At 56.7% G+C, this 24,871-nt stretch carries 22 protein-coding genes; 14 read left to right on the top strand and 8 right to left on the bottom strand.

Features of this window, described 5'->3' with window-relative positions; genetic code table 11:
- Window positions 1-30 precede the first annotated feature (30 nt).
- Genes AK59_RS0106690 through AK59_RS0106680 form a run of 3 tightly spaced genes read left to right on the top strand, consistent with a single transcriptional unit; the run spans window position 31 to window position 3,745 of the window.
- A complete protein-coding gene (locus AK59_RS0106690) occupies window positions 31-714 on the top strand; it encodes a fimbria/pilus chaperone family protein (RefSeq protein ID WP_029882347.1) in 684 nt (227 codons plus the stop codon).
- Between the two features lie 20 nt (window positions 715-734).
- Window positions 735-3,164: a fimbrial biogenesis outer membrane usher protein gene (locus AK59_RS0106685; RefSeq protein ID WP_029882346.1), complete on the top strand. Its 2,430-nt coding sequence runs from the start codon at window positions 735-737 to the stop codon at window positions 3,162-3,164.
- Window positions 3,155-3,745 carry a hypothetical protein gene (locus AK59_RS0106680; protein WP_029882345.1) on the top strand — a complete coding sequence of 197 codons (591 nt, stop codon included), beginning with the start codon at window positions 3,155-3,157 and terminating at the stop codon, window positions 3,743-3,745. Before AK59_RS0106685 ends, AK59_RS0106680 begins: the two co-directional genes overlap by 10 nt.
- A 39-nt stretch (window positions 3,746-3,784) precedes the next feature.
- Here AK59_RS0106680 and AK59_RS0106675 read toward each other — a convergent pair whose 3' ends face one another.
- Entirely contained in the window at window positions 3,785-4,108 is a 324-nt protein-coding gene (locus tag AK59_RS0106675) for an AzlD domain-containing protein (RefSeq protein ID WP_020686891.1), read from the bottom strand.
- Window positions 4,108-4,767, bottom strand: coding sequence for an AzlC family ABC transporter permease (locus AK59_RS0106670; RefSeq protein ID WP_013099346.1), 660 nt, complete (start codon window positions 4,765-4,767; stop codon window positions 4,108-4,110). Before AK59_RS0106670 ends, AK59_RS0106675 begins: the two co-directional genes overlap by 1 nt.
- 101 nt (window positions 4,768-4,868) lie before the next feature.
- Here AK59_RS0106670 and AK59_RS0106665 point away from each other — a divergent pair, with 101 nt between their 5' ends.
- From AK59_RS0106665 to AK59_RS0106625, 9 genes are all read left to right on the top strand, one after another.
- Window positions 4,869-5,417: a helix-turn-helix domain-containing protein gene (locus AK59_RS0106665; protein ID WP_013099345.1), complete on the top strand. Its 549-nt coding sequence runs from the start codon at window positions 4,869-4,871 to the stop codon at window positions 5,415-5,417.
- On the top strand, window positions 5,336-6,430 hold the full coding sequence (locus tag AK59_RS0106660; protein WP_257625402.1) for a LacI family DNA-binding transcriptional regulator: 1,095 nt from the start codon (window positions 5,336-5,338) through the stop codon (window positions 6,428-6,430). The genes AK59_RS0106665 and AK59_RS0106660 overlap by 82 nt, the downstream gene beginning before the upstream one ends.
- A 104-nt stretch (window positions 6,431-6,534) precedes the next feature.
- Complete coding sequence (locus tag AK59_RS0106655; protein WP_029882344.1) at window positions 6,535-8,658, top strand: alpha-galactosidase; 2,124 nt, start codon at window positions 6,535-6,537, stop codon at window positions 8,656-8,658.
- A 44-nt stretch (window positions 8,659-8,702) separates the two neighbouring features.
- Window positions 8,703-9,968: an MFS transporter gene (locus tag AK59_RS0106650; protein ID WP_029882343.1), complete on the top strand. Its 1,266-nt coding sequence runs from the start codon at window positions 8,703-8,705 to the stop codon at window positions 9,966-9,968.
- Window positions 9,969-10,472: 504 nt separating this feature from the next.
- Entirely contained in the window at window positions 10,473-11,015 is a 543-nt protein-coding gene (locus tag AK59_RS0106645; protein ID WP_029882342.1) for a fimbrial protein, read from the top strand.
- Window positions 11,016-11,067: 52 nt separating this feature from the next.
- Window positions 11,068-11,790, top strand: a complete 723-nt coding sequence (locus AK59_RS0106640; RefSeq protein WP_029882341.1) for a fimbrial biogenesis chaperone — start codon at window positions 11,068-11,070, stop codon at window positions 11,788-11,790.
- A gap of 30 nt (window positions 11,791-11,820) precedes the next feature.
- A complete protein-coding gene (locus AK59_RS0106635; protein WP_029882340.1) occupies window positions 11,821-14,325 on the top strand; it encodes a fimbria/pilus outer membrane usher protein in 2,505 nt (834 codons plus the stop codon).
- A 15-nt stretch (window positions 14,326-14,340) separates the two neighbouring features.
- A complete protein-coding gene (locus AK59_RS0106630) occupies window positions 14,341-15,651 on the top strand; it encodes a fimbrial protein (protein ID WP_029882339.1) in 1,311 nt (436 codons plus the stop codon).
- Window positions 15,648-16,346, top strand: a complete 699-nt coding sequence (locus AK59_RS0106625) for a fimbrial biogenesis chaperone (protein ID WP_029882338.1) — start codon at window positions 15,648-15,650, stop codon at window positions 16,344-16,346. Before AK59_RS0106630 ends, AK59_RS0106625 begins: the two co-directional genes overlap by 4 nt.
- A gap of 15 nt (window positions 16,347-16,361) precedes the next feature.
- Here the strand turns inward: AK59_RS0106625 and rhaM are convergent, their stop codons facing one another.
- From rhaM to rhaB, 5 genes are all read right to left on the bottom strand, one after another.
- A complete protein-coding gene (rhaM, locus tag AK59_RS0106620; RefSeq protein ID WP_023620508.1) occupies window positions 16,362-16,676 on the bottom strand; it encodes an L-rhamnose mutarotase in 315 nt (104 codons plus the stop codon).
- Window positions 16,673-17,821 (bottom strand): lactaldehyde reductase, encoded by a 1,149-nt coding sequence (fucO, locus tag AK59_RS0106615; RefSeq protein WP_029882337.1) that lies wholly within the window; start codon window positions 17,819-17,821, stop codon window positions 16,673-16,675. The genes rhaM and fucO overlap by 4 nt, the downstream gene beginning before the upstream one ends.
- Window positions 17,822-17,867: 46 nt before the next feature.
- Window positions 17,868-18,698 (bottom strand): rhamnulose-1-phosphate aldolase, encoded by an 831-nt coding sequence (gene rhaD, locus AK59_RS0106610; protein WP_029882336.1) that lies wholly within the window; start codon window positions 18,696-18,698, stop codon window positions 17,868-17,870.
- A gap of 116 nt (window positions 18,699-18,814) precedes the next feature.
- The gene (rhaA, locus tag AK59_RS0106605) at window positions 18,815-20,074 is read right to left on the bottom strand and encodes an L-rhamnose isomerase (protein ID WP_029882335.1); all 1,260 of its coding nucleotides are present in this window, start codon (window positions 20,072-20,074) and stop codon (window positions 18,815-18,817) included.
- Entirely contained in the window at window positions 20,071-21,540 is a 1,470-nt protein-coding gene (gene rhaB, locus AK59_RS0106600; RefSeq protein WP_029882334.1) for a rhamnulokinase, read from the bottom strand. The genes rhaA and rhaB overlap by 4 nt, the downstream gene beginning before the upstream one ends.
- 301 nt (window positions 21,541-21,841) lie before the next feature.
- On the opposite strand from rhaB, the gene rhaS reads away from it, so the two are divergent.
- Together rhaS and rhaR are read left to right on the top strand one after the other, a co-directional pair.
- Window positions 21,842-22,678, top strand: a complete 837-nt coding sequence (rhaS, locus tag AK59_RS0106590) for an HTH-type transcriptional activator RhaS (protein WP_029882333.1) — start codon at window positions 21,842-21,844, stop codon at window positions 22,676-22,678.
- Between the two features lie 73 nt (window positions 22,679-22,751).
- Window positions 22,752-23,600 carry an HTH-type transcriptional activator RhaR gene (rhaR, locus tag AK59_RS0106585; RefSeq protein ID WP_029882332.1) on the top strand — a complete coding sequence of 283 codons (849 nt, stop codon included), beginning with the start codon at window positions 22,752-22,754 and terminating at the stop codon, window positions 23,598-23,600.
- On the opposite strand, the gene rhaT is transcribed toward rhaR, so the two are convergent.
- Window positions 23,601-24,635: an L-rhamnose/proton symporter RhaT gene (gene rhaT, locus AK59_RS0106580; RefSeq protein ID WP_013099333.1), complete on the bottom strand. Its 1,035-nt coding sequence runs from the start codon at window positions 24,633-24,635 to the stop codon at window positions 23,601-23,603.
- Between the last annotated feature and the right edge of the window lie 236 nt (window positions 24,636-24,871).

The following is a 24,871-nucleotide window of genomic DNA, read 5'->3' as shown; positions in this document are numbered from 1 at the left end:
AGTCTCCATCAATATTAACGGACTAATATTATGATTCTCTCTAAAAAAACGTTGCTCTGCGTTTGCCTGCTTTCGTCGTTGCAGACATTTGCCGCCGGTATGGTGCCAGATACTTCCCTGCTGTTAATCAACGAAGACGAGCGGGGAGCGAGCATGGATGTGAAAAATAGCGACGATACCGCCCAGCTTCTTTATACCCGTATTGTCGATTTACCGGACGATCCCACACCCGGTGTTATTGTCACTCAACCGGTGGTGCGTGTAAATGCCGGTAAAACGCAGCGTGTCCGCTTTGTCTTAAAAGACAGCGCGGAAAAATTAAAAACAGAACACTTAAAACGCGTTATTTTTTCCACTATTCCGCAACGAGAGCAGAATAAAGTGAAAATGGTGTTCAGCCAGAATCTCCCGGTCATTATTCACCCGGCGGGTCTCGACGTGAATATGGAGCCGTGGAAAGATCTGCGCTGGCAGATTAAAAATGGCAACCTGACGGTGGTAAACGATACGCCTTATGTGGTGCGTATGGAGCAAAACGCCACATTATTACCGTCACGAATTAAGGTCAAATTTGACAAAAGCTATATTCTTCCCGGCCAGACGATGATAGCGACGTCAGAAAACAAAATATCCGGGCAGAATAACAAGGTAGAAATATATCCTGCTACCCGCTTTGGCTATAAAGCCAGTTCTTACGTTGCTGAAGTAAAATAATAATACCCGACGGAGTGGCCATGAAAATTTCCCCCTGTAAAACAGGTGCGCTGGCATTTTGCCTGAGCGCGGTGGCATTCGGAATTCGTGCAGAAATTCTGCCAACGGCAGTGCCCGCTATGGAGCTGGCAAGAGCGTTTTTCGATACCCAGGCGTTAAAAGAGAATGGCCTCGATCCGGCTATTGCTGACTATTATGCCGTCGCCCCGCGATTCATGCCGGGTTACCATAATGTCACCGTGCTGATTAACGGCAAAAAGCGCGGCATTATGCCCGTGAAATTTAATGATGAAGGTCTTCCGTGTATTGATGGGGAATTTCTGGACGCCGCCGGGTTATATAAAAAACTCAAGCGTGAAACGTGCCCTTCAATTCACCAGTACTGGAAAAACGCAACGGTCGTCACTTCTCCAGACGTAGACGAAATTTCACTGGTTGTTCCGCCGGAGGCCATTAACCCGGAAAGTGGCCGCCAGGTGGCTGACGTGCGTGGCGGACGCGCGGCTATGCTGAACTACTCCATGTTTGGCACCCATTACGACTTTGATGGTGATAAGTCCGATCGCTTTCAGTCTTCGTTTGAATTTGGCTTTAACGCAGGCGACTGGATTGTGCGCAGTTCGCAGTTTATCAGCGACGGCAGCGGCATGTCGTTCGAGAGCGACTCGCTCTACACCTATGCACAGCGCACTTTTACCGACTACGGCGTGATGGTGCAGGGGGGGCAAATTAACATCGCCAACAGCCGCTTCAGTATCCCCGGCATCTATGGCGTACAGATGATGCCGGATAACGCTCTCCTGCCGGGCTACAGCAGCGGTATTGAGGTGAGTGGTATTGCCCGCAACGCCCAGGCGCGCGTGGACATTCGCCAGGGTGGACAGCTGATCTTCTCCACGCTGGTGCCAGCCGGGCCGTTCACCTTAAGCGATGTGCCGGTTGCTAACCTGAACACGGATTTAAAGGTCACGGTGACAGAAACCGACGGCAGCGAAAGCCATTTTACGGTTTCCGCCAGCACCTTCCGTAGCAACCACGTGGGCCGTGCGCCGGGGTTTTCACTGGCCGTCGGGCGTGCAGAGGACATGGAGACAAACTTTACGCAGCCGTGGATTGTCGCCGCATCAAACGGCTGGTCCATTAACAACCGGATGAACTTTCTCGCCGGCATGGTGATGGCAGATAACCACTATTACGGTTTCTCCGCCAACATTGACACCGTGCCGATGCAGCATATGTATGCCTCGCTGGGTTTTCTCGGCTCCATTGATAACCTCTCGCAAACCGACGGTAATAAAACCACGCTGGATCTCGGTTACGCCTTACCGTGGGGGCTCGGCCTGTCCCTTGGTGGGAGCTACGGTACGCCGAAGTATCGTGAAATGCAGGAGTTATACAGCGATGACGATGACTACTCGACCACGAAATACGACACCAACGTTGGCGTGAGCTGGTCGAACCCGACGCTGGGCCGTTTCTCTCTGAGCTATTACAACAACCAGACCTGGAACAGCGAATATGACAGCCGCCGCATCATTTCGTCATGGTCGCGGTCGTTCCGCTATTTTAACGTCAGCGTAAACTGGGAATCAGACATCAGCCACGGTGATAAGTACACCAACGACAGCGATATGTTTTATGTGAACGTCTCTGTGCCGCTGGGCCGCACCGGCGTGTCCACCAACAGCTGGTACCGTGAAAACGAGGGCAAAACCTCTTACGGGACCCGCGCCATGGGGTCATTTAACGATGAAAACACCTACACGGTGGGCGTCTCTCAGGATCACGATGACAGCGTAACCAACTGGGATGGTTCGCTGAACAGTAACCTGCACTACACCACGCTCGCGTTGGGGATTGGCGGTGACAATGAAAGTAACCGTAACTCCTCGATCGCACTGAGCGGCGGCATTGTCGCGCACGGTGATGGCGTCACCTTCTCACCTTATCCGGTAACAGATACCTATGCGGTTGTGGCGCTGGACAAGCCCGTTGCCGGGGTGGCGATAGGTACCCCGCGCGGTAATGTCTGGACGGACAAATGGGGCAGAGCGGTTGTGCCCGCCCTGACACCGTTCAGCGAAAGTACGGTTGAAATAGATACCCAAAGCCTGCCGGGCAATGTGGACGTCAGCAACGGTCATGCGTCGCTGAAGGCCTCCCACGGAGCATTTGCTCACTGGAAGTTCACCACGCTGAGCCAGCGCCGCGTGCTGCTGAACATTACGCGCGCGGACGGCACGCCGTTACCGAAAGGCGTCTCTGTCGTGAACGGGAAAGGGGAGTACATCACCTCAGCACCGGAAGACGGCATCATTTTCCTGAATGATATTTCCGCCAGCCAGACGCTGTATGCGAAGCAGGATACTGGCCGTTGCACGCTGAGTTTCACCTTGCCGGAAGCGGATCCCACTCAATTCTACGAGGAGATAAACGGAAAATGTCTCTGATTATTCATCGCACGTGTTTACTGCTGCTGGCCTGCGTCGCCCTCAGCCATGCTCCCTCCGTCCTGGCAGAAGAAGAGTGTCAGGTGGTTTCGTCAGTAAAGAGTATCAATAATGGTCTGCTGCGTCGGGAGGCGATGCGCGAGGTCAGCACGGATATTGGCGGAAAAACGTACCGGGGTTATGCCTCGTCAGAGCGTGAGATCCAGGTGTCGGTGATCTGCCCGGACGCGCGCAAGATCCGTCTGCAGGTGGACGGCCCGGCCCGTGGAAATAAAGCGTATCGCTTTAGCGACAACGGTGTCCTGAAAATCACGGCGAAAGAGGCCCGCATGGATAATGGTGCCGTGCAGCTGGCGGCCGTGCCGCGCGGCGCGGCGCAGGTTACCGCGGGTGCAGCGGAGGTTACGCTGCCACCGGATACGTCGCTTGTGGCGGTGAACGGCAGCGAGGTGGCGGGCAAACAGCTGGTCGTTACGCTCTCGGTGGTCACTTATCTCAACGATAACGCGTTCAGGATCGGCAACACGGCGGAGCTCGAAGAAATGCTGACGGTGAATTACGTTACCCTCGCGGCGCAGTAAACGCCGCCTTGCCCGACGGACGCGTGCTGTCGGGCTTTTTTATGCCATTCCCGCCAGACGCAGCAGCGCCGTAACGACCGCCGCCGCCACGATCACCACAATTAACGGCATTTTTCGCCAGGCCAGAAACACCGCAAACGCCACGCCCAGCACCCGCGCCATCCCGGCGAAGTGTTCCCCTTCATAGAAGGTGGTCGCCAGCGCAACGGAAAACAGCAACACCGTTGCCGCATCCGACAGCAGCGCCTGAGATCGCTCGGACAGCGCCAGTCGGCTACCCAGTTTCGCCCCGCCAAGACGCATCAGATAGGTCCCTGCTGACAGAATGGCGATACCGAGGATAAAGAGGGTCATGTTTTCCATTATTTTTTCCTCGCGGCGAGACCGAGTAAAGAGAGCAGTACCGGTAAGCCCACCGGAGCGAACGGTACGGCGGCCAGCGACAGGGCGGCGCCGCTGCAGGCGCGGATAAGCGTGGTGCGGTTTTTAAACGCCGGAACCACTAAGGCCAGCAAAATGGCCGGAAATACCGCGTCCAGCCCGATGGTTTCCGGGGCCGGCAACAGTTTTCCGACCATGGCACCCAACAGGGTACCCAGCGGCCAGAGGATGGCAACGCCCAGGCCGCACAGCCAGTAGGCCGTTTTGCGCTGCTCCGGGGTTTTTTGCGACAGCCCAAACACCACGCTTTCGTCGTTCATGATGTGGCAGCCCAAAAAGCTTAAACCGCGTTTACCCACCAGCTCGCGCACCGTAACGCCAAACGGCACATGGCGGGCGTTCACCAGCAGCCCGGCTGCGGCCGCCGCCAGTGGGTTACCCCCGCTCGCCACGATACCGATAAACATAAACTCCGAGGCCCCCGCCAGCACGGTAATAGACAGTACAAACGGTACCCACAGCGGAAAACCGTAGGCCATCGCCAGCGAGCCGTATGACATCCCCACCACGCCAACGGCGAGGCAAACGAGGATAATTGCTTTGATGGTGTCGCCTTTCAGGCAAGAGAGAGAACGTTTCATACAATTTTAGCCATATCGAACGTGTATCCATTATAATGAACGGATCAGATTCGGTTTACAAGATGAACGAATCGTTCGATTTATAGAACAAGAGGCCGTTTATGACGCAGCCAATCAGCGTGATCGCCAAAAGTCTGGTGCGAGAACGCCTGCGAACCGGACTTTCACTGGCGGAAATTGCCCGCCGTGCCGGTATCGCCAAATCCACACTTTCGCAGCTGGAGTCCGGCAATGGCAATCCCAGCCTTGAGACGCTGTGGTCGCTTTGTGTGGCGCTGGATATTCCCTTTGCACGGTTGCTGGAGCCGCAGCAGCCGACCACGCAGGTGATCCGCCGCGGTGAAGGCACAAAAGTGGTCGCCGGGCAGGCCAATTACGAAGCCATTCTGCTGGCGGCATGCCCCCCGGGCGCACGGCGCGATGTCTACCTGCTCATCACCCAGCCAGGTGCCGATCGTATTTCCCAGCCCCATTCACCGGGGTCAGTTGAACATATTATTGTGACCCAGGGCCGGGCGCTGGTCGGTCTGCTTGATGCCGCTGAGGTGCTGGAGGCAGGGGATTACATTTGCTATCCCGCCGACGAGCCGCATATCTTCAAGGCCCTGGAGCCAGACACCTACGCGCTACTGGTGGCGGAACAAAATTAACCAGGAAACGGAAACGCATGTCGCTTAAAGCTATAGCCAAAGAACTGGGGCTTTCGGTTACCACCGTCAGTCGTGCCCTCAACGGATATGACGACGTCTCCAGCGAGACGCGCGCCCGCGTGGAAGCGGAAGCCCAGCGACGCGGCTATCGGCCCAATACCTTTGCCCGTCGCCTGAAGATGGGCAAGATCGACGCGGTGGGGCTGGTTTTCCCGGTACATCCTGTTCCGCTCAATAACAGCGTATTTATGGACATGGTCGGCGAAATTAGCCACGAACTGGCGCGACATGAAATCGATCTCCTGCTGATTGCCGATGACGATCTGGCCGATAAACACAGCTATATGCGCATGGTGCAAAGCCGTCGCGTGGATGCGCTGATTGTGGCGCACACGCTGGATCACGATCCGCGCCTGGAGCAGCTTCAGGCTGCCGGATTCCCCTTTCTGGCTCTCGGACGCAGTCAGCTGCCGCAGCCCTATGCATGGTTTGATTTTGACAACTACGCCGGTACGTATCAGGCCACCCGCTGGCTGATCGAAAAAGGCCATCAGCGTATTGCTTTGCTTGGCGAAAGTAACAACCAGGCGTTCATCACCCAGCGTCGCCAGGGATATCTGGATGCGCTGCGTGAAGCCGGGTTGTCCAGCGAGTGGCTGCGCGCCATGCCGCCTTCCCGCCGGGTCGGCTACGCCACAACAAAAGAGCTGCTCTCTCTGCCGCAACCCCCCACGGCCATCATCACCGACTGCAACACCCACGGCGACGGTGCGGCAATGGCGCTGGCACAGCTTGGCCGTCTAACCGGCGAAAATGCCGTATCGCTGGTGGTCTACGACGGTTTGCCCCAGGACAGCATCGTCGATATCGACGTGGCGGCGGTGATCCAGTCTACCCGTCAGGGCGTCGGGAAACAGATTGCCGATATGGTGCGCCAGCTGATTAACGGCGACGACATCGACACTCTTCAGGTGCTCTGGCAGCCGGAATTCTCCCCAGGCCAGACGGCGTAAACCACACAAAATTCCAAAGCCGATCACAGATCCGAAACGTTTTGGTTTGTATCCGAAACGTTTCGGATCAACACTCAGGACATCCCGATGACTGGAGATGTTTGATGCAAGATTCCGTTTTTCGACTCGTAAGCAACACGGTAGACGTGGTGATAAAAACGCACCCGTTTGCCGAAATTCTCTACTGGGGGCCGCACCTTCAGCACTTTTCGCCGCAGGATGCCGCTACGCTCGAACGCCCGGTGGCTAACGGCAGGCTCGATGTGGATTCCCCGGTTACGCTGATGGCTGAACCTGGACACGGCCTGTTTGGTTCACCGGGCATTGAGGGGCACCGGCAGGGGCTGGATGGTTCCCCGGTTTTCAGCACCACCGACGTGCAGCAGCAGGGACAAACCCTGACGATAACGGCAGAAGATGAACACGCGGGCCTGCGCCTGACCAGCGAGCTGGCGCTGGACGCCAGCGGCGTGCTGGTCGTGCGGCACGGCGTAACCAACCTGAAATCGCAGGCGTGGCAGGTTGACCGTTTTGCCGTCACGCTGCCCGTGGCGGAGCGCGCCCGGGAGGTGATGGCCTTCCACGGACGCTGGATCCGTGAATTCCAGCCGCACCGCGTCATGCTGGAGCATGACAGCTTTGTGATTGAGAACCGCCGGGGTAGAACGTCTCACGAACACTTCCCGGCGCTCATTTCAGGCACGCCGTCGTTCAGCGAAATGCACGGCGACGTCTGGGGCGTGCATCTGGGCTGGAGCGGCAACCATCGCCTTCGCGCTGAAGCCAAAACCGATGGCCGTCGCTATCTGCAAGCGGAAGCGCTCTACCTGCCAGGGGAGATGGCGCTGGAAGAGGGACAAACGCTCTGGACGCCACGCCTTTATGCGAGCTACTCCGCGCACGGGCTGAACGGCATGAGCCAGCAGTTTCACCGCTACCTGCGCGACAACATCATCCGTTTCCCGGAAAACAAACCGCGTCCGGTCCATCTCAACACCTGGGAGGGGATCTACTTCAACCATGATCCGAACTACATCATGCGTATGGCTGACGAGGCGGCCGCGCTGGGTGTGGAACGCTTTATCATCGACGACGGCTGGTTTAAAGGGCGCAACGACGACCATGCTGCGCTGGGCGACTGGTATCTGGATGAGAAAAAATACCCGAACGGCCTGCGGCCAGTGATCGACCACGTCAAAAAACTCGGCATGGAGTTCGGCATCTGGATTGAACCGGAGATGATCAATCCGGATTCCGATCTCTACCGCGCGCACCCCGACTGGGTTCTGGCGTTGCCCGGCTACCGGCAGGCCACAGGACGTCATCAGCTGGTGCTCAACCTGAACATTCCGCAAGCGTTTGATTACCTGGTGGAGCGCATGAGCTGGCTGCTGGGCGAGCATGCGGTTGATTATGTGAAATGGGATATGAACCGCGAGCTGGTGCAGCCTGGCCATATCGGCAGAGCCGCCGCCGACGCGCAGACCCGCCAGTTTTATCGACTTTTAGATGTGCTGGGCGAGCGTTTCCCGCATATTGAATTTGAATCCTGCTCCTCAGGTGGCGGACGAATCGATTACGAGGTGCTGACCCGCTGCCATCGCTTCTGGGCGTCCGACAACAACGACGCGCTGGAGCGCAACGCTATTCAGCGCGGCATGAGCTACTTCTTCCCGCCGGAGGTGATGGGCGCGCATATCGGTCATCATAAATGCCACGCGACGTTTCGCCAGCACAGCATTGCCTTCCGCGGCCTGACGGCGCTGTTTGGCCATATGGGGCTGGAGCTGGATCCGCTCACCGTCGATGAGAAAGAGCGCGAAGGTTATCGCCATTACGCTGCGCTGCACAAGCAGTGGCGCGAGGTGATCCACCACGGCACCCAGTGGCGCGTGGATATGCCGGACGCCACCACGCTGGCACAGGGGATCGTGAGCGAAGACAAGTCGCAGGGACTGTTTATCGTCAGCCAGCTCGCGATGCCGGATTACACCCTGATGATGCCGCTGCGCATGCCGGGGCTGGAGGCCAGCGCGCAGTACCGTATCTCGCTGCTCGATCACCCGAATATTCAGATTACGGGAGAGGGCGGGCACACCATGCGCAAGCTGCCGGCATGGATGGAGACACCGCAAACGGTGAACGGTGAGTGGCTGATGCAGGCGGGTATTGCGCTGCCGATTCTCGATCCGGAAACCGCCATTCTGATTGGTGTGGAACGCGTGTAAGGGTGACGGGCCGGGAAACTGGCCCTCCGTTGAGGATAAAAATAATGAACACAACAACCTGTACCCACAAAGACAACCCTAACTTCTGGATCTTCGGGCTGTTCTTCTTTCTCTACTTCTTCATCATGGCCACCTGCTTTCCGTTCCTGCCTATCTGGCTGTCGGACATCATCGGCCTGAACAAAACCCATACCGGCATTGTTTTCTCCTGCATTTCGCTGTCGGCTATCGCCTTCCAGCCGGTGCTGGGGGTGATTTCGGACAAGCTGGGGCTGAAAAAGCATCTGCTGTGGATTATCTCTGTACTGCTCTTTCTGTTCGCGCCTTTCTTCCTGTACGTATTCGCGCCGCTGCTGAAAACCAACATCTGGCTGGGTGCGCTGAGCGGCGGGCTGTATATCGGCTTTGTTTTCTCGGCCGGGTCCGGGGCGATTGAGGCCTATATCGAACGCGTGAGCCGCAACAGCGCCTTTGAATACGGCAAGGCGCGCATGTTCGGCTGCCTCGGCTGGGGGCTGTGCGCCTCAACGGGGGGCATCCTGTTTGGTATCGATCCGTCATACGTTTTCTGGATGGGATCGGCGGCGGCGCTGTTGCTGATGCTGCTGCTGATGGTCGCAAAGCCGAAGCCCAATCAGACGGCACAGGTGATGAATGCCCTGGGGGCCAACCAGCCGCAGATCACCGCGAAAACGGTCTTTAACCTGTTCCGTCAGCGCAGAATGTGGATGTTTATTCTGTACGTGATTGGCGTGGCCTGCGTCTATGACGTTTTTGATCAGCAGTTCGCCACCTTCTTCAAAACCTTCTTCGCCACGCCGCAGGAGGGCACTCGCGCCTTTGGTTTCGCGACGACGGCGGGGGAGATCTGTAACGCCATTATTATGTTCTGCTCGCCGTGGATCATTAACCGTATTGGGGCGAAAAATACGCTGCTGATCGCCGGGTTGATTATGGCGACGCGCATCATCGGCTCGTCGTTTGCCACCACCGCCGTGGAGGTCATCGCCCTGAAAATGCTGCACGCGCTGGAGGTCCCGTTCCTGCTGGTGGGAGCCTTCAAGTACATCACCGGCGTGTTTGATACGCGACTCTCGGCCACTATATATCTGATTGGCTTCCAGTTTGCCAAACAGTCAGCGGCCATTTTCCTCTCCGCCTTTGCCGGAAATATGTATGACCGGATCGGCTTCCAGGAGACGTATCTGATGCTGGGCTGCTTCGTGCTGGCAATTACGGTGGTGTCGGCGTTTACGCTGAGCAGCAGGCAGGAGATAGCTCAGCGCAGTAACACGGCGGAGGTCATTTAGTCATCACACTGCCGCGAATGCGGCAGTGCGTTATTGCACCCGTAAAATGTGTTTATTTTTCAAACGGTTTTTCGGGCATAATTCCTAAAATATAACTTACCGTATAATAATTAATTTTTATTTTACGCATGCAATGCATTCAGCTGATTTATTTCAAGTTAATATTTAAATAAAATTTAAAATGCTGTTAAGTAAATCTAATTATTAAAACAATACTTCCTTTTTTTTAGCCAATTTCGACCATTTATTTGATTTTCATCTGATTATCTTTTTTCGGACATTTTTTATGGAGAAAAAACGATCAATTCATCTCTCAAATATATTTATTTCATGAATATGTGTTTCGTTTTTTTTAGAAACATCCGTGGCGATGTTATTGTTTGTCGCTTTTTGTAATATCTTTACATCTAATTTTACAGGGGGTATTTTTGCTTTAAGACATTCCTTTATAAAAATGTATACCCCTTATATTACGGTAAGGGGATACCTCCTGGAGAAAGAGCAATGAAAACGAAAATTATAGCGGCATTTATTTTATCCGTTGGAATCAGTGGCGTTGCGTCTGCTGATAATACCGTTCGTTTCCTTGGTGAAGTTAGCGATCAAACGTGTTCCATTAAAATTAATGGCACAGATTCTTATCCTGTTGTTCTGCTGCCAACCGTCAGTAAAAGCACCCTCGCATCGGCGGGCTCCAGCGCAGGGGATACCCCCTTCTCTGTGACCCTTAGCGGCTGCGATGTAAGTGCGACGTCGGTAACCGGCAAAGCAGCTGCGCGTTTCGTCAGCAACAATATTGACGGAACTAACCTGTCGAATATTGCGGCCTCCAGCCCGGCCACCAACGTTGCGATCCAGCTTCTGGAAGGCACGACCGCGCTGGACTTCACCAGCGGTGAAGCCAAAACCTCACAGAAGACGGTAGGCGGTGACGGCGGTGCTGATACGGTTACGTTTGATATGGTCGCTCGTTATTATTCTACGGCCGGCAGTGCCACTTCCGGTGCAGTAGAAGCCAGTGCGCAATTTGCGGTGACCTATTTATAAGCATTTTTAAGCGCCGCGTCTGGCGGCGCTTATTTTCTTGACGGTTGAAGATATGAAATACGTCAGCAGAACGTTATGGATGACTATTTTGTCATGCGCTTTTTTATTGGCTGGAATAGAGCGGGCAGCCGCCACGGTAATATTAAAAGGGAATCGAATTATTTATTCTGCTGCCGCAAAAGAAAAAATAGTCGAGTTTACCAATGAGGGGAGTACCCCCATGCTGATTCAGGTCTGGATGGATAAAGACAATCCGAAATCAACGCCTGAAACCGCCGATGCCCCTTTTATTGCTACGCCGCAAATTTTCCGTATGAATGCGAATGCCGGGCAGGCGCTACGCCTTAAATTTACGGGCCAGCCGCTTCCGGCCGATCGAGAGTCGTTGTTCTGGTTTAATTATCTGCAATTCCCCGCGGTAAAAGCGGACGATACCGAACGTAACCGCCTGTCGCTGTTAATTAAAAGTCGGCTGAAGATTTTTTATCGTCCGGCAGGCCTGAAGGGCGAAGCCAACCAGGCACCTTCGTCGCTCCGGTTGAGCCGACAGGGCCGCGCGCTGAATCTGACGAATCCAACGCCCTGGTATATCAACATCCGTAACGCCGTCCTGACGCAGGGTCAAAAATCGATCGCTGTCGGGGAGTCGGTCACGCTGCCACCGTTTGGCTCGACCCGCTGGTCGCTCCCTGAATCCCAGGCAACGACCCTAACGCTTTATGCAATTAACGATTACGGCACTGCGGTGGGCCATACCTTTTCGCTGCCCCGTTAGCGTGTGAGGAACTTTAACAGGGAGAATGTTATGTTCCGATATTCCCGATCCAGGCTGCTGATGGCGGCGGTCACGCTGTTTAGCGTCACTGACACCATTGCAAAGCAGGATTACTATTTTGACGCCACGCTGCTGCGCGATACCGGGTTAAGCAACAGCGATATTCGCCAGCTGAATCAGGACACCATGGTTAAACCTGGCGTGTATCCGCTGGATCTGTATGTCAACGGTCTGCCCGTCGCCCGGGATGACATTGTGTTTAGCGATGACGGGAGCCGTACTTCACCCTGTTTTACCTGGAAGACGCTGAACAAAATTGGGTTAAAAGCATTATCGAAAACGCCAGGCACGGCCTGCTATCGTCCAGAAGACGACGTTTTCGACGGCGTGGCGCTTAACCTCGCGCTGTCGCAAATGCGTATTGATTTCTCTGTCCCGCAGGCGCTGCTGGATGCGCCCCCCCGAGGTAGCGTTCCCGAAGAGGTTCTGGAGACCGGAGAGTCTATGTTGTTCCTGAATTATATGGTTAACCAGTATCACGTTAGCCAGAAGCAGGGCGGCAACGACAGCTCGGACTCAACCTTTCTTAACCTCAACGGCGGGGCCAATCTTGGATTGTGGCGCTATCGCGAACAGTCCTCCCTTAACTATGACACCGATACAGGGAGCCGCTGGACAACCTCCCGTCGCTATCTACAGCGTGCGCTTCTCCCTTTGAAGAGCGAAATTATGCTGGGAGAAGGTTATACAGATGGCCGTTTTTTTTCGGGCATGGGCTTCAGCGGCATCCAGCTCACCTCTGATAACCGCATGCGTCCTGACTCGCAGCGCGGCTATGCGCCAGTGGTGCGCGGAATCGCCCGTACTAACGCTAAAGTGACCATCCAGCAGGGCAATACCACGCTTTATGAAACGACCGTGGCACCAGGGGCATTTGTTATTGATGATCTTTATCCAACCCACTATGCAGGCGATCTGAACGTTACCGTGCGTGAAGCGGACGGTAGCGAGAGCACATTTACGGTTCCGTTCTCGGCGCTGGCGGAATCATTGCGCGCCGGGCTTTTTGACTATGCCGCCACGGTGGGCCGTGCGCGGGATGTGGGAGATGATGACCTGTTCAGCGAGCTGGTCTGGCGGCAAGGCATCAGCAATGCGCTGACCTTAAACCTGGGCAATCAGCTGGCGGACGGGTATCAATCATTTATGCTGGGTGGCGTCTACAGTTCGTCGCTGGGGGCCTGGGGTATGGACGGAACGTTCTCCCGCGCTCGCCAGCTTGACGACGATTACCAGACCGGATGGATGTTCCGCCTGAACTACAGCAAATATTTCTCGCAGACCTCCACGTCGGTTGCGCTGGCGGGCTACCGCTACTCCACCCGTGGATTTGCCGAGCTGTACGATGTGTTCGGCGCACGGGCGGCGCGTCAGAGCAGCGAGGAGTGGCAGTCGTCCACTTATCAGCAGCGCACGCGGCTGGAACTGTCGGCTAACCAGTCCCTCAACGCGCTGGGGAATCTGGCCATATCGCTCTCATCACAGGATTATCGTGATGGCAAAAGCCGCGACAAGCAGATGCAGGCGAGCTGGAACAAGACCTTCGACGGGGGCATTTCGGTGAACGTTACCGCCGCTCGCACGCGACGCGTCTCTCCTGCCAGCGGCAGCCTTTTTGCCGACACCGGCTGGCAGGCTGACACTCAAACCCTCTGGTCACTCTCCTTTTCCATTCCTCTGGGCCATAACCGCTATTCACCAACGCTGTCGCTGAGCGCCAACCGCGCTGACGATGAAAGCGGTGGTTACCAATCCACCCTGAGTGGGATGTACGGCGAGCGCGATCCGCTGAGCTATAGCCTGAACTATGCCGCTGATGAACACGGCGATCGCGCCGTCTGGGGGGCGAACGTGCGTAAAAACTTCCCGTGGGCCAACGGCGGTGCCTCGTGGTCAACCTCCAGTACGTACTGGCAGGCATCGGCCTCCGTTCAGGGGGCGCTGGTGGCGCATCGCGGCGGTATCACGCCCGGTCCATATCTTGGGGACACGTTTGCGTTGGTTGAGGCGCCTGGCGCAACGGGGGCACAGGTTATGGGCGGCCAGGGAGCACGGGTGAATGCGTTTGGTTACGCGCTGGCACCAGCGCTGGTGCCTTACCAGTTCAATACGGTTGGATTAGATCCTCAGGAGATGAGTGACGATGCGGAACTGCAAACGTCCACGCAGCGTGTTGCGCCCTATGCCGGGGCAATGGTGCGGCTACGCTTCGTGACGTTGCAGGGGCAGGCGATGCTGATTGCGGCTCAACGTCCTGACGGTAGCGCAATACCGATGGGCGCAGCGGTGTATGACGAATACGACAACAGCGTGGGGATGGTCGGACAGGCTAACCAAATCTATTTTCGTGCGGCCGATGAAAAAGGACGACTGCAGGTCAGATGGGGCGATAGCGTACAGGAGCGTTGTCAGATCCAGTGGCAACGTCCCACCACGTCGGAGCCGTTATCTGTTTTAAGTCTGCCCTGCCGTTAACGTCCGGAGGAACTGATGGGAAAGATTCGTATATTACTGGCTGCGGGATTGTGCCTGCTGAGCGCCGGGGCCAGCGCGGTCTGTCAAAAAGGCCCCGACTTCGTGAAAACAACAAACGACGCCCAGGGCGTCGGGATTGGTCTTGGCAATATCAATCTCACGTCTGTTGATATTCAGCCAGTGGGCACGGTGCTGGCGAGCACGGTGTTTAATTTCTCAGATAACGCGCTCTATAAAGGACCCGACAGCGTCTTGTATGTGTGTGATATCACCGATGCGAATAACATCTATGAAGTTATCATGACCAATGGTGACGATCGCAGCGGGGGATACTGGGATATGGGAATGGCTGACGGTAATCCCAATGTGTACGGCACATGGTTTAACTACGTTGGCCTGCGTTTAACTCACGTCAATTCCGGGACGGTGTTCACCCGCAACTATCAGCGGATCCCAATGACCCGTTATGCCGTATCGGCAGACGGTAAAAAGATAAATATTCGGGTTAAAGATTTTAGCCCGATCCGTGCTGATGCAATTCGCGTCAGCGCCATTACCCCTGCTTCGGGCGCACCGAGCAGCTACTGCGGGACGCCGAAAAGCAGCGGCAGCTATTCCGCCTGTAATCAGCCCAATGGTTATGTCGCCTTTTGTTCGCCTGGCAGTGGAAACATTGCTTATTGTGATACCGGCGACTCGGCGTTTATCTATACCGGCTGGTGGTACGATAACTGGATGGCGATGAACATGGGCACGGCGCCTGCTTCCACGCTTACCACTACAGCCACCTGCGTGGCAAAAAATGTTACACCGGTAGTTGTTTTCCCGACGATTTCACGGGCGGAACTGGAAAACGGTCAACAGGCCCGCTCGCCGTTTACCGTGAGTGTGCGGTGTGAAAACGCGGCGGTGAGCGGTGTCGCCACCTCGCAAACGGCGCTTGGGCTACAGGTTTCATATGCCAGCTATCAGGCCGCGCAATCGCTGGGGCTGGTGAACAGCAGCGGCGGAGTGAGTCATCTGCTGTCCGAGAATTACGGGCAGAGCGATATCGCCAGCGGGGTCGGTATTCAGATCGCCAATGCCAGCGACGGCGTGCTCCGCCAGTTTCTGGGCTGGGATCGCTGTTCAACGGCCGGTGGATGCGCCACGGGCAACAGCGGCGGCTGGTACCCGGTACGCGCCGGTGCCACTCTGGTATCGAACCGTGATGGCGTGAGTGAATATCTGATTAATTTCAATGCCTTTCTGACGCGTTTACCGGCAATGCAGGTTACGCCTGGCCGGGTGGATGCGCGTGCTTACGTCTGGGTAAAAGTGCAATGATGCGGATTCTCCTCCTGATGTTTTGCCTTTGCCTGTCCGCCTCTGCTTCTGCGGGGCTGGTGGCCGCCGCTACGCGGGTCATTTTTAAAGAAGGGGAAACGCAAAAGAGCCTGATGCTGGTGAACGCTAATGCCTGGCCTGTGGTGGTGCAAAGCTGGGTAGATCACGGCGATGTTAACGCCGCGCCGGGCAGCGTAAAAACTCCCTTTGTTGCTATTCCGGCGGTGTTTCGCCTGTCTCCGGATGGCGGGCAGGGGCTGCGGCTGGTCTACAATAACATGCCGTTACCTGCTGACAGGGAGTCCGTCTTTTGGCTCAATTTGTATGAAATCCCTCCGGTTACGCAGCAGGAGCAAAGCATGGTGCTAACCATGAACACACAAATGAAAATTTTCTGGCGCCCGCGCGGGTTAGGGCAGCCGGACACGGCGTTAAAACAGCTAACGTTTCGCCTGGAGGGTGGCGATCTTCTCTGTCATAACGCCTCGCCCTATTTTGTCTCGTTTGCTGAACTTGCGCTGGACTCTTCAGGTTCGCTGCTTCGCGCGCGGCAACAGCCCGATATGATGGTTGCCCCGTTTAGCGAGAAACGTTATCCGCTGGAGCCGGGAACGCACCATCAGGCTGAAAGGGTGCAGGTGGACATCATCGACGACAACGGGAATCGCGAAATACATCGCTATCCCGTGCAGTAAACAGTGGCGAAGCTATCACGCCAGATAAAACACCTCTTCCAGCCCGGTACTCACCGGGCTGTTGTCCGGGTTCGACGGCATTACATCACGCATGTGTTTCCACCAGCGCTGGCAGACGTCGGTATTTGCGACCGCGTTCCAGCGCTCCTCCGATTCAATCTCTACGGTGGCAAACAGCAGGTTACGTTCCCGGTCGAGATAAATGGCGTAGTGGTGCGCGCCGTGGTCCTTCAGCACCGCTTCCAGTTCGGGCCAGATGGGGTTGTGGCGACGCGCGTACTCCTCGTGCGCGTCCGGGTTTACCTGCATCACAAAGGCTTTGCGGATCATAATGCCTCCAGATACAGCTCGCGCACCTCGTCGCGGCTGGCGGTGCGCGGGTTGCATGGCGCGCACGGGTCGGCGAGGGCTTTATCCAGCCAGCCTTCGATATCGGCTTTGGTGACACCAAGCTGGCTGAAGCCGGACGGAATGCCGACGCGGGCGCTCAGGTCGCGAATCGCCTGAATCGCTGACATGCTGGCCGCTTCGTCGCTCATGCCGCGCGTGTCGACGCCCATCGCCTGCGCCACGCGAGCAAACCGTGCTACGGCGTTCGGGCGGTTAAAGTTTTCGATGATCGGCAGCAGGATGGCGTTACACACGCCGTGCGGCAGATTGTGCGTCGCGCCCGGCTGGTGCGCCAGGGCATGCACGAGGCCGAGGCCAGCACTGTTAAACGCCATGCCCGCCAGATACTGACCAAACGCCATCTGCTCGCGTGCTTCCAGGTTATGACCGTCGTCGACCGCTTTGGGCAGCCACAGGTTAATCAGGCGAATTGCTTCCAGCGCGTTGGCATCGGTCAGCGGGTGCGCGCCAACGGACACATAGGCTTCAATGGCGTGCGTTAACGCATCCATTCCCGTTGCGGCAGTGACGGACGCAGGAATATCCAGCATCACGCTGGCATCATCCACGGCGATATCCGGAATGATGTTCGGGTCGATGATCACCTCTTTCACCTGACGCGCGGAGTCAATAATCACCGCGTTGCTGGTCATCTCCGCCGCCGTGCCTGCGGTGGTGTTGATCGCCACCAGCGGCACGCCCGGGTTTTTCACCTTGCCGACGCCGGAATAATCGGTGGACGGACCCGGATTGGCGGTGAGGATTTTAATCGCTTTGGCGGTATCAATCGGGCTGCCGCCGCCAAAGGCGATAAGATAATCACATTCCGCGTCCCGGTATGCTGCATAGCCTTTTTGCACCAGCGCCTCCGTCGGGTTGGGAAAGACCGCGTCAAACAGCTGATATGACATCTGGTGCGCATCCAGCGCGGTAAAAAGACTGTCCAGCAGGCCCAGCTTCACCAGCTGGCCGTCGGTGACAATCAGCGCTTTGCCCCACCGTTTGTTCGCCACCAGCCTGACCATGTCGCCAATAGCGCCCGCGCCGTGCAGGCTGATTTTTGGCAGTGCCAACATAAAGCTCATGATAATTCTCCTTAACTATCGCCCGGACCGTTCGGTCAGCGAGGGTTTATGCATATATTTCCAGCGCTGAACGGAGCGGGGTTACGCCGAAGCGCTTGCCGAGCGCAATAAGTTCTTCACGGGTAATGGTTTGCTTCATACCGCCCATGGAATAAACCTTTACCAGCACTTCAGCGGATTTCTCGGCGGTGTCGATCAGGCCGAAGGTTTCATCAAGCGTAGGGCCGCTGCCGAAGACGCCGTGGAACGGCCACAGCACCAGCGAATGTTTTTGCATATCTCTGGCGGTCGCCTGGCCGATTTCGTCGGTGCCCGGTACCATCCACGGCAGAATGCCGACCCCGTCCGGGAAGACCACCAGACACTCGGTGCTGCCTTCCCACAGCTTGCGGGTGATGAAGTCAGAGCTGTTTTCCAGCACGTAGGTCAGGGCGATCAGGTTGGTGGCGTGGCAGTGCATGATCACGCGGTCTTTGCCGTTGGTCGCCTTAATGCGCTCGCAGTGCGAGAGGAAGTGCGCCGGCAGTTCAGAGGTGGGTACCGCCTCATCGGTCAGGCCCCACAGGATGTGGTAGCCCGCGCCGTCGCTGTCCACTTTCACCACGCCAAGGTTGGCCTCTGGATCGAGCTGGACGTTGCGAAAGAACTTGCCGGAACCGGTGACGATAAACGGCGTATTGGCGAGCAGCGGCATGGGCTGGCTCAGGGCAATATAGCGCGGCTTCTGGTGGAAATCGGCCGTGTAGGGTTCGATATCCGCGTCGTCCAGGCGCAGCGTCAGGTTGCCGCCGTTACGCTCGTCCCAGCCCTTCAGCCAGGCATCGGAGGTGGCTTTGATCATGCCCTGGACGAACCAGGAGGTGGTGATGGTCTGCATAGTTTTCTTTTCCAGTTATCGCGGTGAGGTGAAATCCCTCACCCCAGCCCTCTCCCACAGGGAGAGGGGGTAAAAGTTCCCTCTCCCTGTGGGAGAGGGTTAGGGTGAGGGCAAAATTACCCGCGCTGACTTAACACGTCTTTCTCATACGCCCGCACGTTTTCCAGCCACTGGCTGCCTGCCGGCGTGTCGTTACGCTGGCAGTACATCTCCCACACGGCCTGCCACGGCAGGGATTTCTGCTCTTCCAGTAGCGCCAGGCGCGCGGTGTAGTCACCGTTTGCTTCCAGCTGTTTCAGCGCTGCGGTTGGCTCCAGCAGCGCGCGCAGCAGGGCTTTTTTCATATTGCGGGTGCCGATCACCCATGCCGCGATGCGGTTGATGGAGGCGTCAAAGAAGTCGAGGCCAATGTGCACGCGGTCAAACAGGTCATGACGGATGATTTCGCTGGCAATCGCCTGGGTTTCGTCATCCAGCAGCACCACGTGGTCGCTGTCCCAGCGCACCGGACGGCTGACGTGCAGCAGCAGGCGCGGCACGAAGAGCATAGCGGCGGAGATTTTGTCGGAGATCACTTCTGTGGGGTGGAAGTGACCGGCGTCCAGGCACAACGCGGTCTGGCGGCTGGTGGCGTAACCCATGTAGAACTCGTTCGAGCCGACGGTATAGCTCTCCGCGCCAATGCCGAACAGCTTGCTCTCCACCGCATCGATGTGGTGCGCCGGGTTGAGTTTTTCGCTGATGGCCTCATCCAGCGCGGCCAGCAGGCGCTGACGCGGGGCGAGACGGTCGACGGTGATGTCTTTCATGCCGTCCGGGATCCAGATGTTCATCACCGACGGCGTGCCAAGCTGCTCGCCAAACCAGGCCGAGACGCGGCGGCAAGCTTTAACATGGTCGATCCAGAACTGACGGATCTCGTCGTTGGCATGCGCAAGGGTAAACCCGTCCGCACTCAGCGGGTGCGAGAAGCAGGACGGGTTAAAGTCCAGACCCAGCTTGTTGGCTTTGGCCCATTCCACCCAGTTTTTAAAGTGCTCCGGTTTGATTGCGTTACGCGCCACCGGCTCGTCGGACTCCAGATAGATCGCGTGCAGGTTCAGGCGTTTGGGCCCCGGGATCAGGCTCAGCGCCAGTTCCAGATCCGCACGCAGTTCGGTGGCGTTGCGCGCTTTGCCCGGGTAGTTACCCGTCGCCTGAATGCCACCCGTCAGAGAACCGCCCGGGTTCTCGAAGCCGGCGACGTCATCGCCCTGCCAGCAGTGCATGGAGACCGGCAGACGGTCGAGCTGGCGCAGCGCCGCGTCGACATCCACGCCGACGGCGGCGAAACGCTGTTTAGCCAGGTCCCAGGCTTGTTCAAGTTGAGTGGTCATGCGCAAAGCTCCTTAGTCAGTCGTTTTTGCTGAAACTGCGCCCGGTAGCGGGCAATTTCATGGCAGGGATTAGGGGTAAAGGTGGTCAGGCGGGTATTCGCGGTGACCACCGAACGGAATTCGTCGACGTCTGAAAGTTCGTCCAGAGTCATCAGTTGAATACCGATGTTGCCGAGCGTTGAGGCCTCCACCGGACCCGCCACCACGGTGATGCCGCAGACATCGGCGCAGAGCTGGTTCAGCAGCTGGTTCTGGCAGCCGCCGCCCACGATATGCAGCTGGCTGAACGGTTTGCCGCGAAGGCTTGCCAGCTCGCTCAGAACATCCGCGTAGAGCAGGGCCAGGCTGTCAAAAATGCAGCGCGCCAGCTCGGCAGGACGGGAAGGCACCGGCTGCCCGGCTTCGAAACAGGCGGCCTGGATTTCGGCGCTCATATGCACCGGGTTAATAAAGCGGTCGTCGTTCGGGTTGATCAGGAACGTACAGGCCTTCAGCTTTTCGGTCTCTGCGATAAGCGCAGGCAGGTCGGCAATGTGCTGCTCTTTCAGCATCCTCTGGAGCAGCCAGAGCCCCATGATGTTCTTCAGCACGCGGTAGCGGCCTTCGGCACCGCCTTCGTTAGTGATGTTTGCTGCCATCGCGGCGTCGCTGGTGTACGGCGTTTTGCTCTCAAAGCCCATCAGCGACCAGGTGCCGGAAGAGAGATAGGCCGCGTCTTTACCGGCCAACGGAGATGCAATCACCGCGCTGGCGGTGTCGTGACTGGCGACGGCGACCACCGGGATTTCATTCCCCTGCGGGCAAATCCAGTAACCGATTACGTTACCCGGATGGGTCGGCGTGCCGAACCAGGAAGGCGAAGCGCCGGTCCAGGCCAGCAGGATTTCATCCCAGCTGTCGGTGTTAATGTTGACCAACTGCGTGGTGGTGGCGTTGGTGTATTCCCAGTTCATGTTGCCGGTCAGCCGGTAGCTTAAGTAGTCCGGGATCAGCAGCGCGTGCGCCACCTTTTTGACCAGCTCCGGCTGCTGCTCAACCAGCGCGCGCAGCTGATACAGCGTGTTAAAGGGCAGAAACTGAATGCCGCTGCGGCCATAGATGTTGTCCTTGCCAAGCTGCGCGATGGCCTGTGTCATCAGCCCGTCGGTGCGGCTGTCGCGATACGAGACGGGCAGGCCGACGCGGTCGCCGTGGCTGTCGAGCAGAACGTAGTCCACCCCCCAGGTATCAATGCCAATGCTGTCGATGCGAATGCCGTCGTTGCAGACGTTGTTCAGCCCGGTGCGGATCTCCGCTTCCAGGGCATCAATATCCCAGGTATCAAAACCGTCCTGTTTTTGCAGGCAGTTGGCGAAACGGTGCATTTCGCGAAGCGTAAGTGTGCGCTTGCCGCAGTCCCAGGTGGCGAGCATTACGCGGCCGCTGGATGCGCCTAAATCGACAGCCACACAATGGCGAAAAGTCATGGTCAGGTCCCTTCTTAAGTCATTGGTGCTGAGTGTAAAAAAGGGAAGAAAAGACCACCTTCTCGTCACTGACAGCCCGAATCTCGCGCTGGCAAGAAAGCAAAGATGAACGTGAGGGAGTTCACAATTTCCAGTCAGGGCGGGGTTTTCGGGCAATGTGACGCTGACCGCATTTCCCGATTTTTCCGTCTGTTTCTTGAAAAATGGACAGCTTTTGCGATGTTTGCTGTCAAAAATTTAAGGTGAGTGTGGAAGGCCTTAATTACTATTTTGAGAACTTTTCTCATTGGTGGGGGCCGTTATGACCGTACTGCACAGCGTCGATTTTTTCCCGTCGGGAACGTCTCCGGTCGCGATTGAGCCACGGCTCCCGCAGGCTGCGTTTCCTGAACATCATCATGATTTTCATGAAATTGTGATTGTCGAGCATGGGACAGGCATTCACGTCTTTAACGGCCAGCCGTACACCATCAGCGGCGGTATGGTGTGCTTCGTGCGCGATCACGACAGGCATTTGTATGAACATACCGACAATCTGTGCCTGACCAACGTGCTCTATCGTTCGCCGGACGCGTTCCAGTTTCTGTCGGGGTTGAACAAGCTCCTGCCTCAGGAGCAGGATGGGCACTACCCGTCTCACTGGCGGGTGAATCAGTCCACGTTGCAGCAGGTGCGCCAGCTGGTGAATCAACTGGAGCAGAGCGAGGACGGGCAGGAGACCCATGCCATTGCCACCCGCGAGCTGCTGTTTATGCAGCTGCTGGTGCTGCTGCGTCGCAGCTCTCTGGTGGAAGGGCTGGCAAATAACGACGCGCGGCTGAACCAGCTGATGGCCTGGCTGGAGGACCATTTCGCCGAGGACGTGTGCTGGGAAGCGCTGGCGGATGAGTTTTCGCTGTCGTTACGCACGCTTCATCGTCAGCTCAAGCAACACACCGGGCTGACGCCCCAGCGCTACCTCAATCGCCTGCGCCTGATTAAGGCGCGTCATCTTTTACGTCATACCGATGAAAGCGTCACGGATATCGCCTATCGCTGCGGTTTCGGCGACAGTAATCACTTTTCGACCCTTTTTCGCCGCGAGTTTAGCTGGTCGCCGCGCGATATCCGTCAGGGGAAGGATGCTTCACTCCAGTAACGCGAAGGCAATCACCGTTTTATTGCCGCAAAAAGGCTAATAATGTCCGGTTATTCACCGTAGAGGTTGTGGTGTGGCCGCTCAGTTAATTCTTCGCAAAGATGATTTTTTTGCCTCCGCGAGTCAGGCCGTCGCGGTGGCCGACCGCTACCCGCAAAATGTCTTTGCCGAGCATACCCACGAATTTTGTGAGCTGGTGCTGGTGTGGCGCGGCAACGGCTTACACATCCTTAATGACAGGCCCTACCGCATTACGCGTGGCGATCTGTTTTACATTCGCGCCGAAGACAAACACGCCTACGCCTCGGTTAACGATCTGGTGTTGCAGAACGTGATCTACTGCCCGGACAGGCTCAAACTGAACGTCGACTGGGCGGCCCATATCCCCGGTTTTCTCAATGCCAGAGGCGAACCCCACTGGCGCTTGAGCAGCAGCGGTATGGCGCAGGTGCGCCAGACGATCTCCCAGCTGGAGCAGGAGAGCCAGAAGCACGATCCGGTCGCAAACCCGATGGCGGAACTGCTGTTCGCCCAGCTGGTCATGACTCTCAAACGCCATCGTTACGCTACCGATAACCCCTCCGCGACCGTTCAGGAAGCGCTGCTGGACAAGCTGATCGCCCGGCTTGCGGGCAGCCTGAACAAAAGTTTTGTGCTGGAAAAATTCTGCGAGCAGGAGCAGTGCAGCGAGCGCGCGCTGCGCCAGCAGTTCCGCACCCAGACGGGGATGACGGTGAACCACTACCTGCGCCAGCTGCGCATCTGCCACGCCCAGTATCTGTTGAAGCATACGGAGCTGATGGTCAGTGAGGTGGCGATGCGCTGCGGGTTTGAGGACAGTAATTACTTTTCGGTGGTATTTAACCGCGAGGTGGGGATGACGCCGGTTCAGTGGCGTCATCGCAGTCGAAAGGCAGCGTAATCAGTTCGCCATGCCGAGGCCGACAATGTTAGCGGCAATGATGATCACCACGCAGCCCAGGCTCAGGACGCCCACCGGACGACGCCCGGCGTTATTCCACTCCTTCAGTACCAGCCCAACCAGTCCGCCACACAGTACGTAGAAGCTCATGTGCAGCATCCAGCTTATGTAGTCGTACTGCGGTGGAATGCTGGCGTGACCCCAGGCGTAGAAAAAGAACTGCAGATACCACATGAGGCCGCCCAGCATCGACAGCAGCACATTGGTGATGATTAAGGATTTTGCCAGTGAGAAATCGGCTTTTACCGACAGATCCTTCACTTTTGCCAGACGAATGAAGCAGAAGCCGAGGTTTACCAGCGCGCCGCCGCCCATGATCACTACGTAGCTTGGTAGCGCCACGTACAGCGGGTCGACGCCCAGCGCGGCGGCCGCTTCGTGCATAGGTTTTGCGGCGTTCATGGCGAACGACATGCCCGCCGAGAAGATGCCGCACATCACTGCCAGCAGCAGCCCTTTCTTCAGGTTAAAGTCCTCGGCTTTGATGCCCATCTTGCGCTCTTTCAGCTGACCCGCACGGGTGACGATACCCACGCCGATCACCGCGACAAGCACGCCCAGCAGCGTCATCTGCCCGCCTTTGGTGTTGAGCAACACATCGACATTGCCGTTAAGAATGGGCGTCATCAGCGTGCCGACGATCAGGGTAATGCCAATTGCGATGCCGATACCCATCGACATCCCGAGGTAGCGCATGGTCAGGCCATAGTTGATGTTGCCGATGCCCCACATCGCACCGAACAGAAACACCGGCAGCAGGGTGGAGGCACTGAAGGAGGTGAAGTAGCCCCAGAAATCCGGGAGCAGCATGGCGCTAATGGTCCACGGCAAAATCAGCCAGGAGACGGTACCGCCAACCGACCACATGGTTTCCCACGACCACCCTTTCACCTTTTTGAACGGGGCATAGAAACAGGCTGCACTGGCTGCGCCTATCAAATGCCAGAAGATACCCATCGTAATCGCATGATTCATTTTTACGTCCTCATCGTTTTTATAGCCGGTGGCTTCCCCCCGACTTGATGAGTGTAAAAATTAGGCGGTTCAGGAACCTTCAGAAGGTTGCCGCACTTTGGTTCTGAATGGCAATCAGCACGTTAACCGGGTGAGCAGACTCACAATTTTGTCATTTGGCAAAACCCGAATAACCTTATAAAAACTACGGCATTGATAATCATTTTCAATATCATTTAATTAACTATAATGAACCA

Origin of the sequence: Enterobacter sp. T1-1 (assembly GCF_000710795.1) — a bacterium.
GTDB classification, from domain to species: Bacteria; Pseudomonadota; Gammaproteobacteria; order Enterobacterales; family Enterobacteriaceae; genus Enterobacter; species Enterobacter cloacae.
This window is presented reverse-complemented; position numbering and strand designations above follow the sequence as displayed.

What these genes read in the sequence shown, in the direction of transcription:
- AK59_RS0106690 (WP_029882347.1), top strand. Translation starts at nt 31, where the DNA reads ATGATTCTCTCTAAAAAAACGTTGCTCTGCGTTTGCCTGCTTTCGTCG.
- AK59_RS0106685 (WP_029882346.1), top strand. Translation starts at nt 735, where the DNA reads ATGAAAATTTCCCCCTGTAAAACAGGTGCGCTGGCATTTTGCCTGAGC.
- AK59_RS0106680 (WP_029882345.1), top strand. Translation starts at nt 3,155, where the DNA reads ATGTCTCTGATTATTCATCGCACGTGTTTACTGCTGCTGGCCTGCGTC.
- AK59_RS0106675 (WP_020686891.1), bottom strand. Translation starts at nt 4,108, where the DNA reads ATGGAAAACATGACCCTCTTTATCCTCGGTATCGCCATTCTGTCAGCA.
- AK59_RS0106670 (WP_013099346.1), bottom strand. Translation starts at nt 4,767, where the DNA reads ATGAAACGTTCTCTCTCTTGCCTGAAAGGCGACACCATCAAAGCAATT.
- AK59_RS0106665 (WP_013099345.1), top strand. Translation starts at nt 4,869, where the DNA reads ATGACGCAGCCAATCAGCGTGATCGCCAAAAGTCTGGTGCGAGAACGC.
- AK59_RS0106655 (WP_029882344.1), top strand. Translation starts at nt 6,535, where the DNA reads ATGCAAGATTCCGTTTTTCGACTCGTAAGCAACACGGTAGACGTGGTG.
- AK59_RS0106650 (WP_029882343.1), top strand. Translation starts at nt 8,703, where the DNA reads ATGAACACAACAACCTGTACCCACAAAGACAACCCTAACTTCTGGATC.
- AK59_RS0106645 (WP_029882342.1), top strand. Translation starts at nt 10,473, where the DNA reads ATGAAAACGAAAATTATAGCGGCATTTATTTTATCCGTTGGAATCAGT.
- AK59_RS0106640 (WP_029882341.1), top strand. Translation starts at nt 11,068, where the DNA reads ATGAAATACGTCAGCAGAACGTTATGGATGACTATTTTGTCATGCGCT.
- AK59_RS0106635 (WP_029882340.1), top strand. Translation starts at nt 11,821, where the DNA reads ATGTTCCGATATTCCCGATCCAGGCTGCTGATGGCGGCGGTCACGCTG.
- AK59_RS0106630 (WP_029882339.1), top strand. Translation starts at nt 14,341, where the DNA reads ATGGGAAAGATTCGTATATTACTGGCTGCGGGATTGTGCCTGCTGAGC.
- AK59_RS0106625 (WP_029882338.1), top strand. Translation starts at nt 15,648, where the DNA reads ATGATGCGGATTCTCCTCCTGATGTTTTGCCTTTGCCTGTCCGCCTCT.
- rhaM (WP_023620508.1), bottom strand. Translation starts at nt 16,676, where the DNA reads ATGATCCGCAAAGCCTTTGTGATGCAGGTAAACCCGGACGCGCACGAG.
- fucO (WP_029882337.1), bottom strand. Translation starts at nt 17,821, where the DNA reads ATGAGCTTTATGTTGGCACTGCCAAAAATCAGCCTGCACGGCGCGGGC.
- rhaD (WP_029882336.1), bottom strand. Translation starts at nt 18,698, where the DNA reads ATGCAGACCATCACCACCTCCTGGTTCGTCCAGGGCATGATCAAAGCC.
- rhaA (WP_029882335.1), bottom strand. Translation starts at nt 20,074, where the DNA reads ATGACCACTCAACTTGAACAAGCCTGGGACCTGGCTAAACAGCGTTTC.
- rhaB (WP_029882334.1), bottom strand. Translation starts at nt 21,540, where the DNA reads ATGACTTTTCGCCATTGTGTGGCTGTCGATTTAGGCGCATCCAGCGGC.
- rhaS (WP_029882333.1), top strand. Translation starts at nt 21,842, where the DNA reads ATGACCGTACTGCACAGCGTCGATTTTTTCCCGTCGGGAACGTCTCCG.
- rhaT (WP_013099333.1), bottom strand. Translation starts at nt 24,635, where the DNA reads ATGAATCATGCGATTACGATGGGTATCTTCTGGCATTTGATAGGCGCA.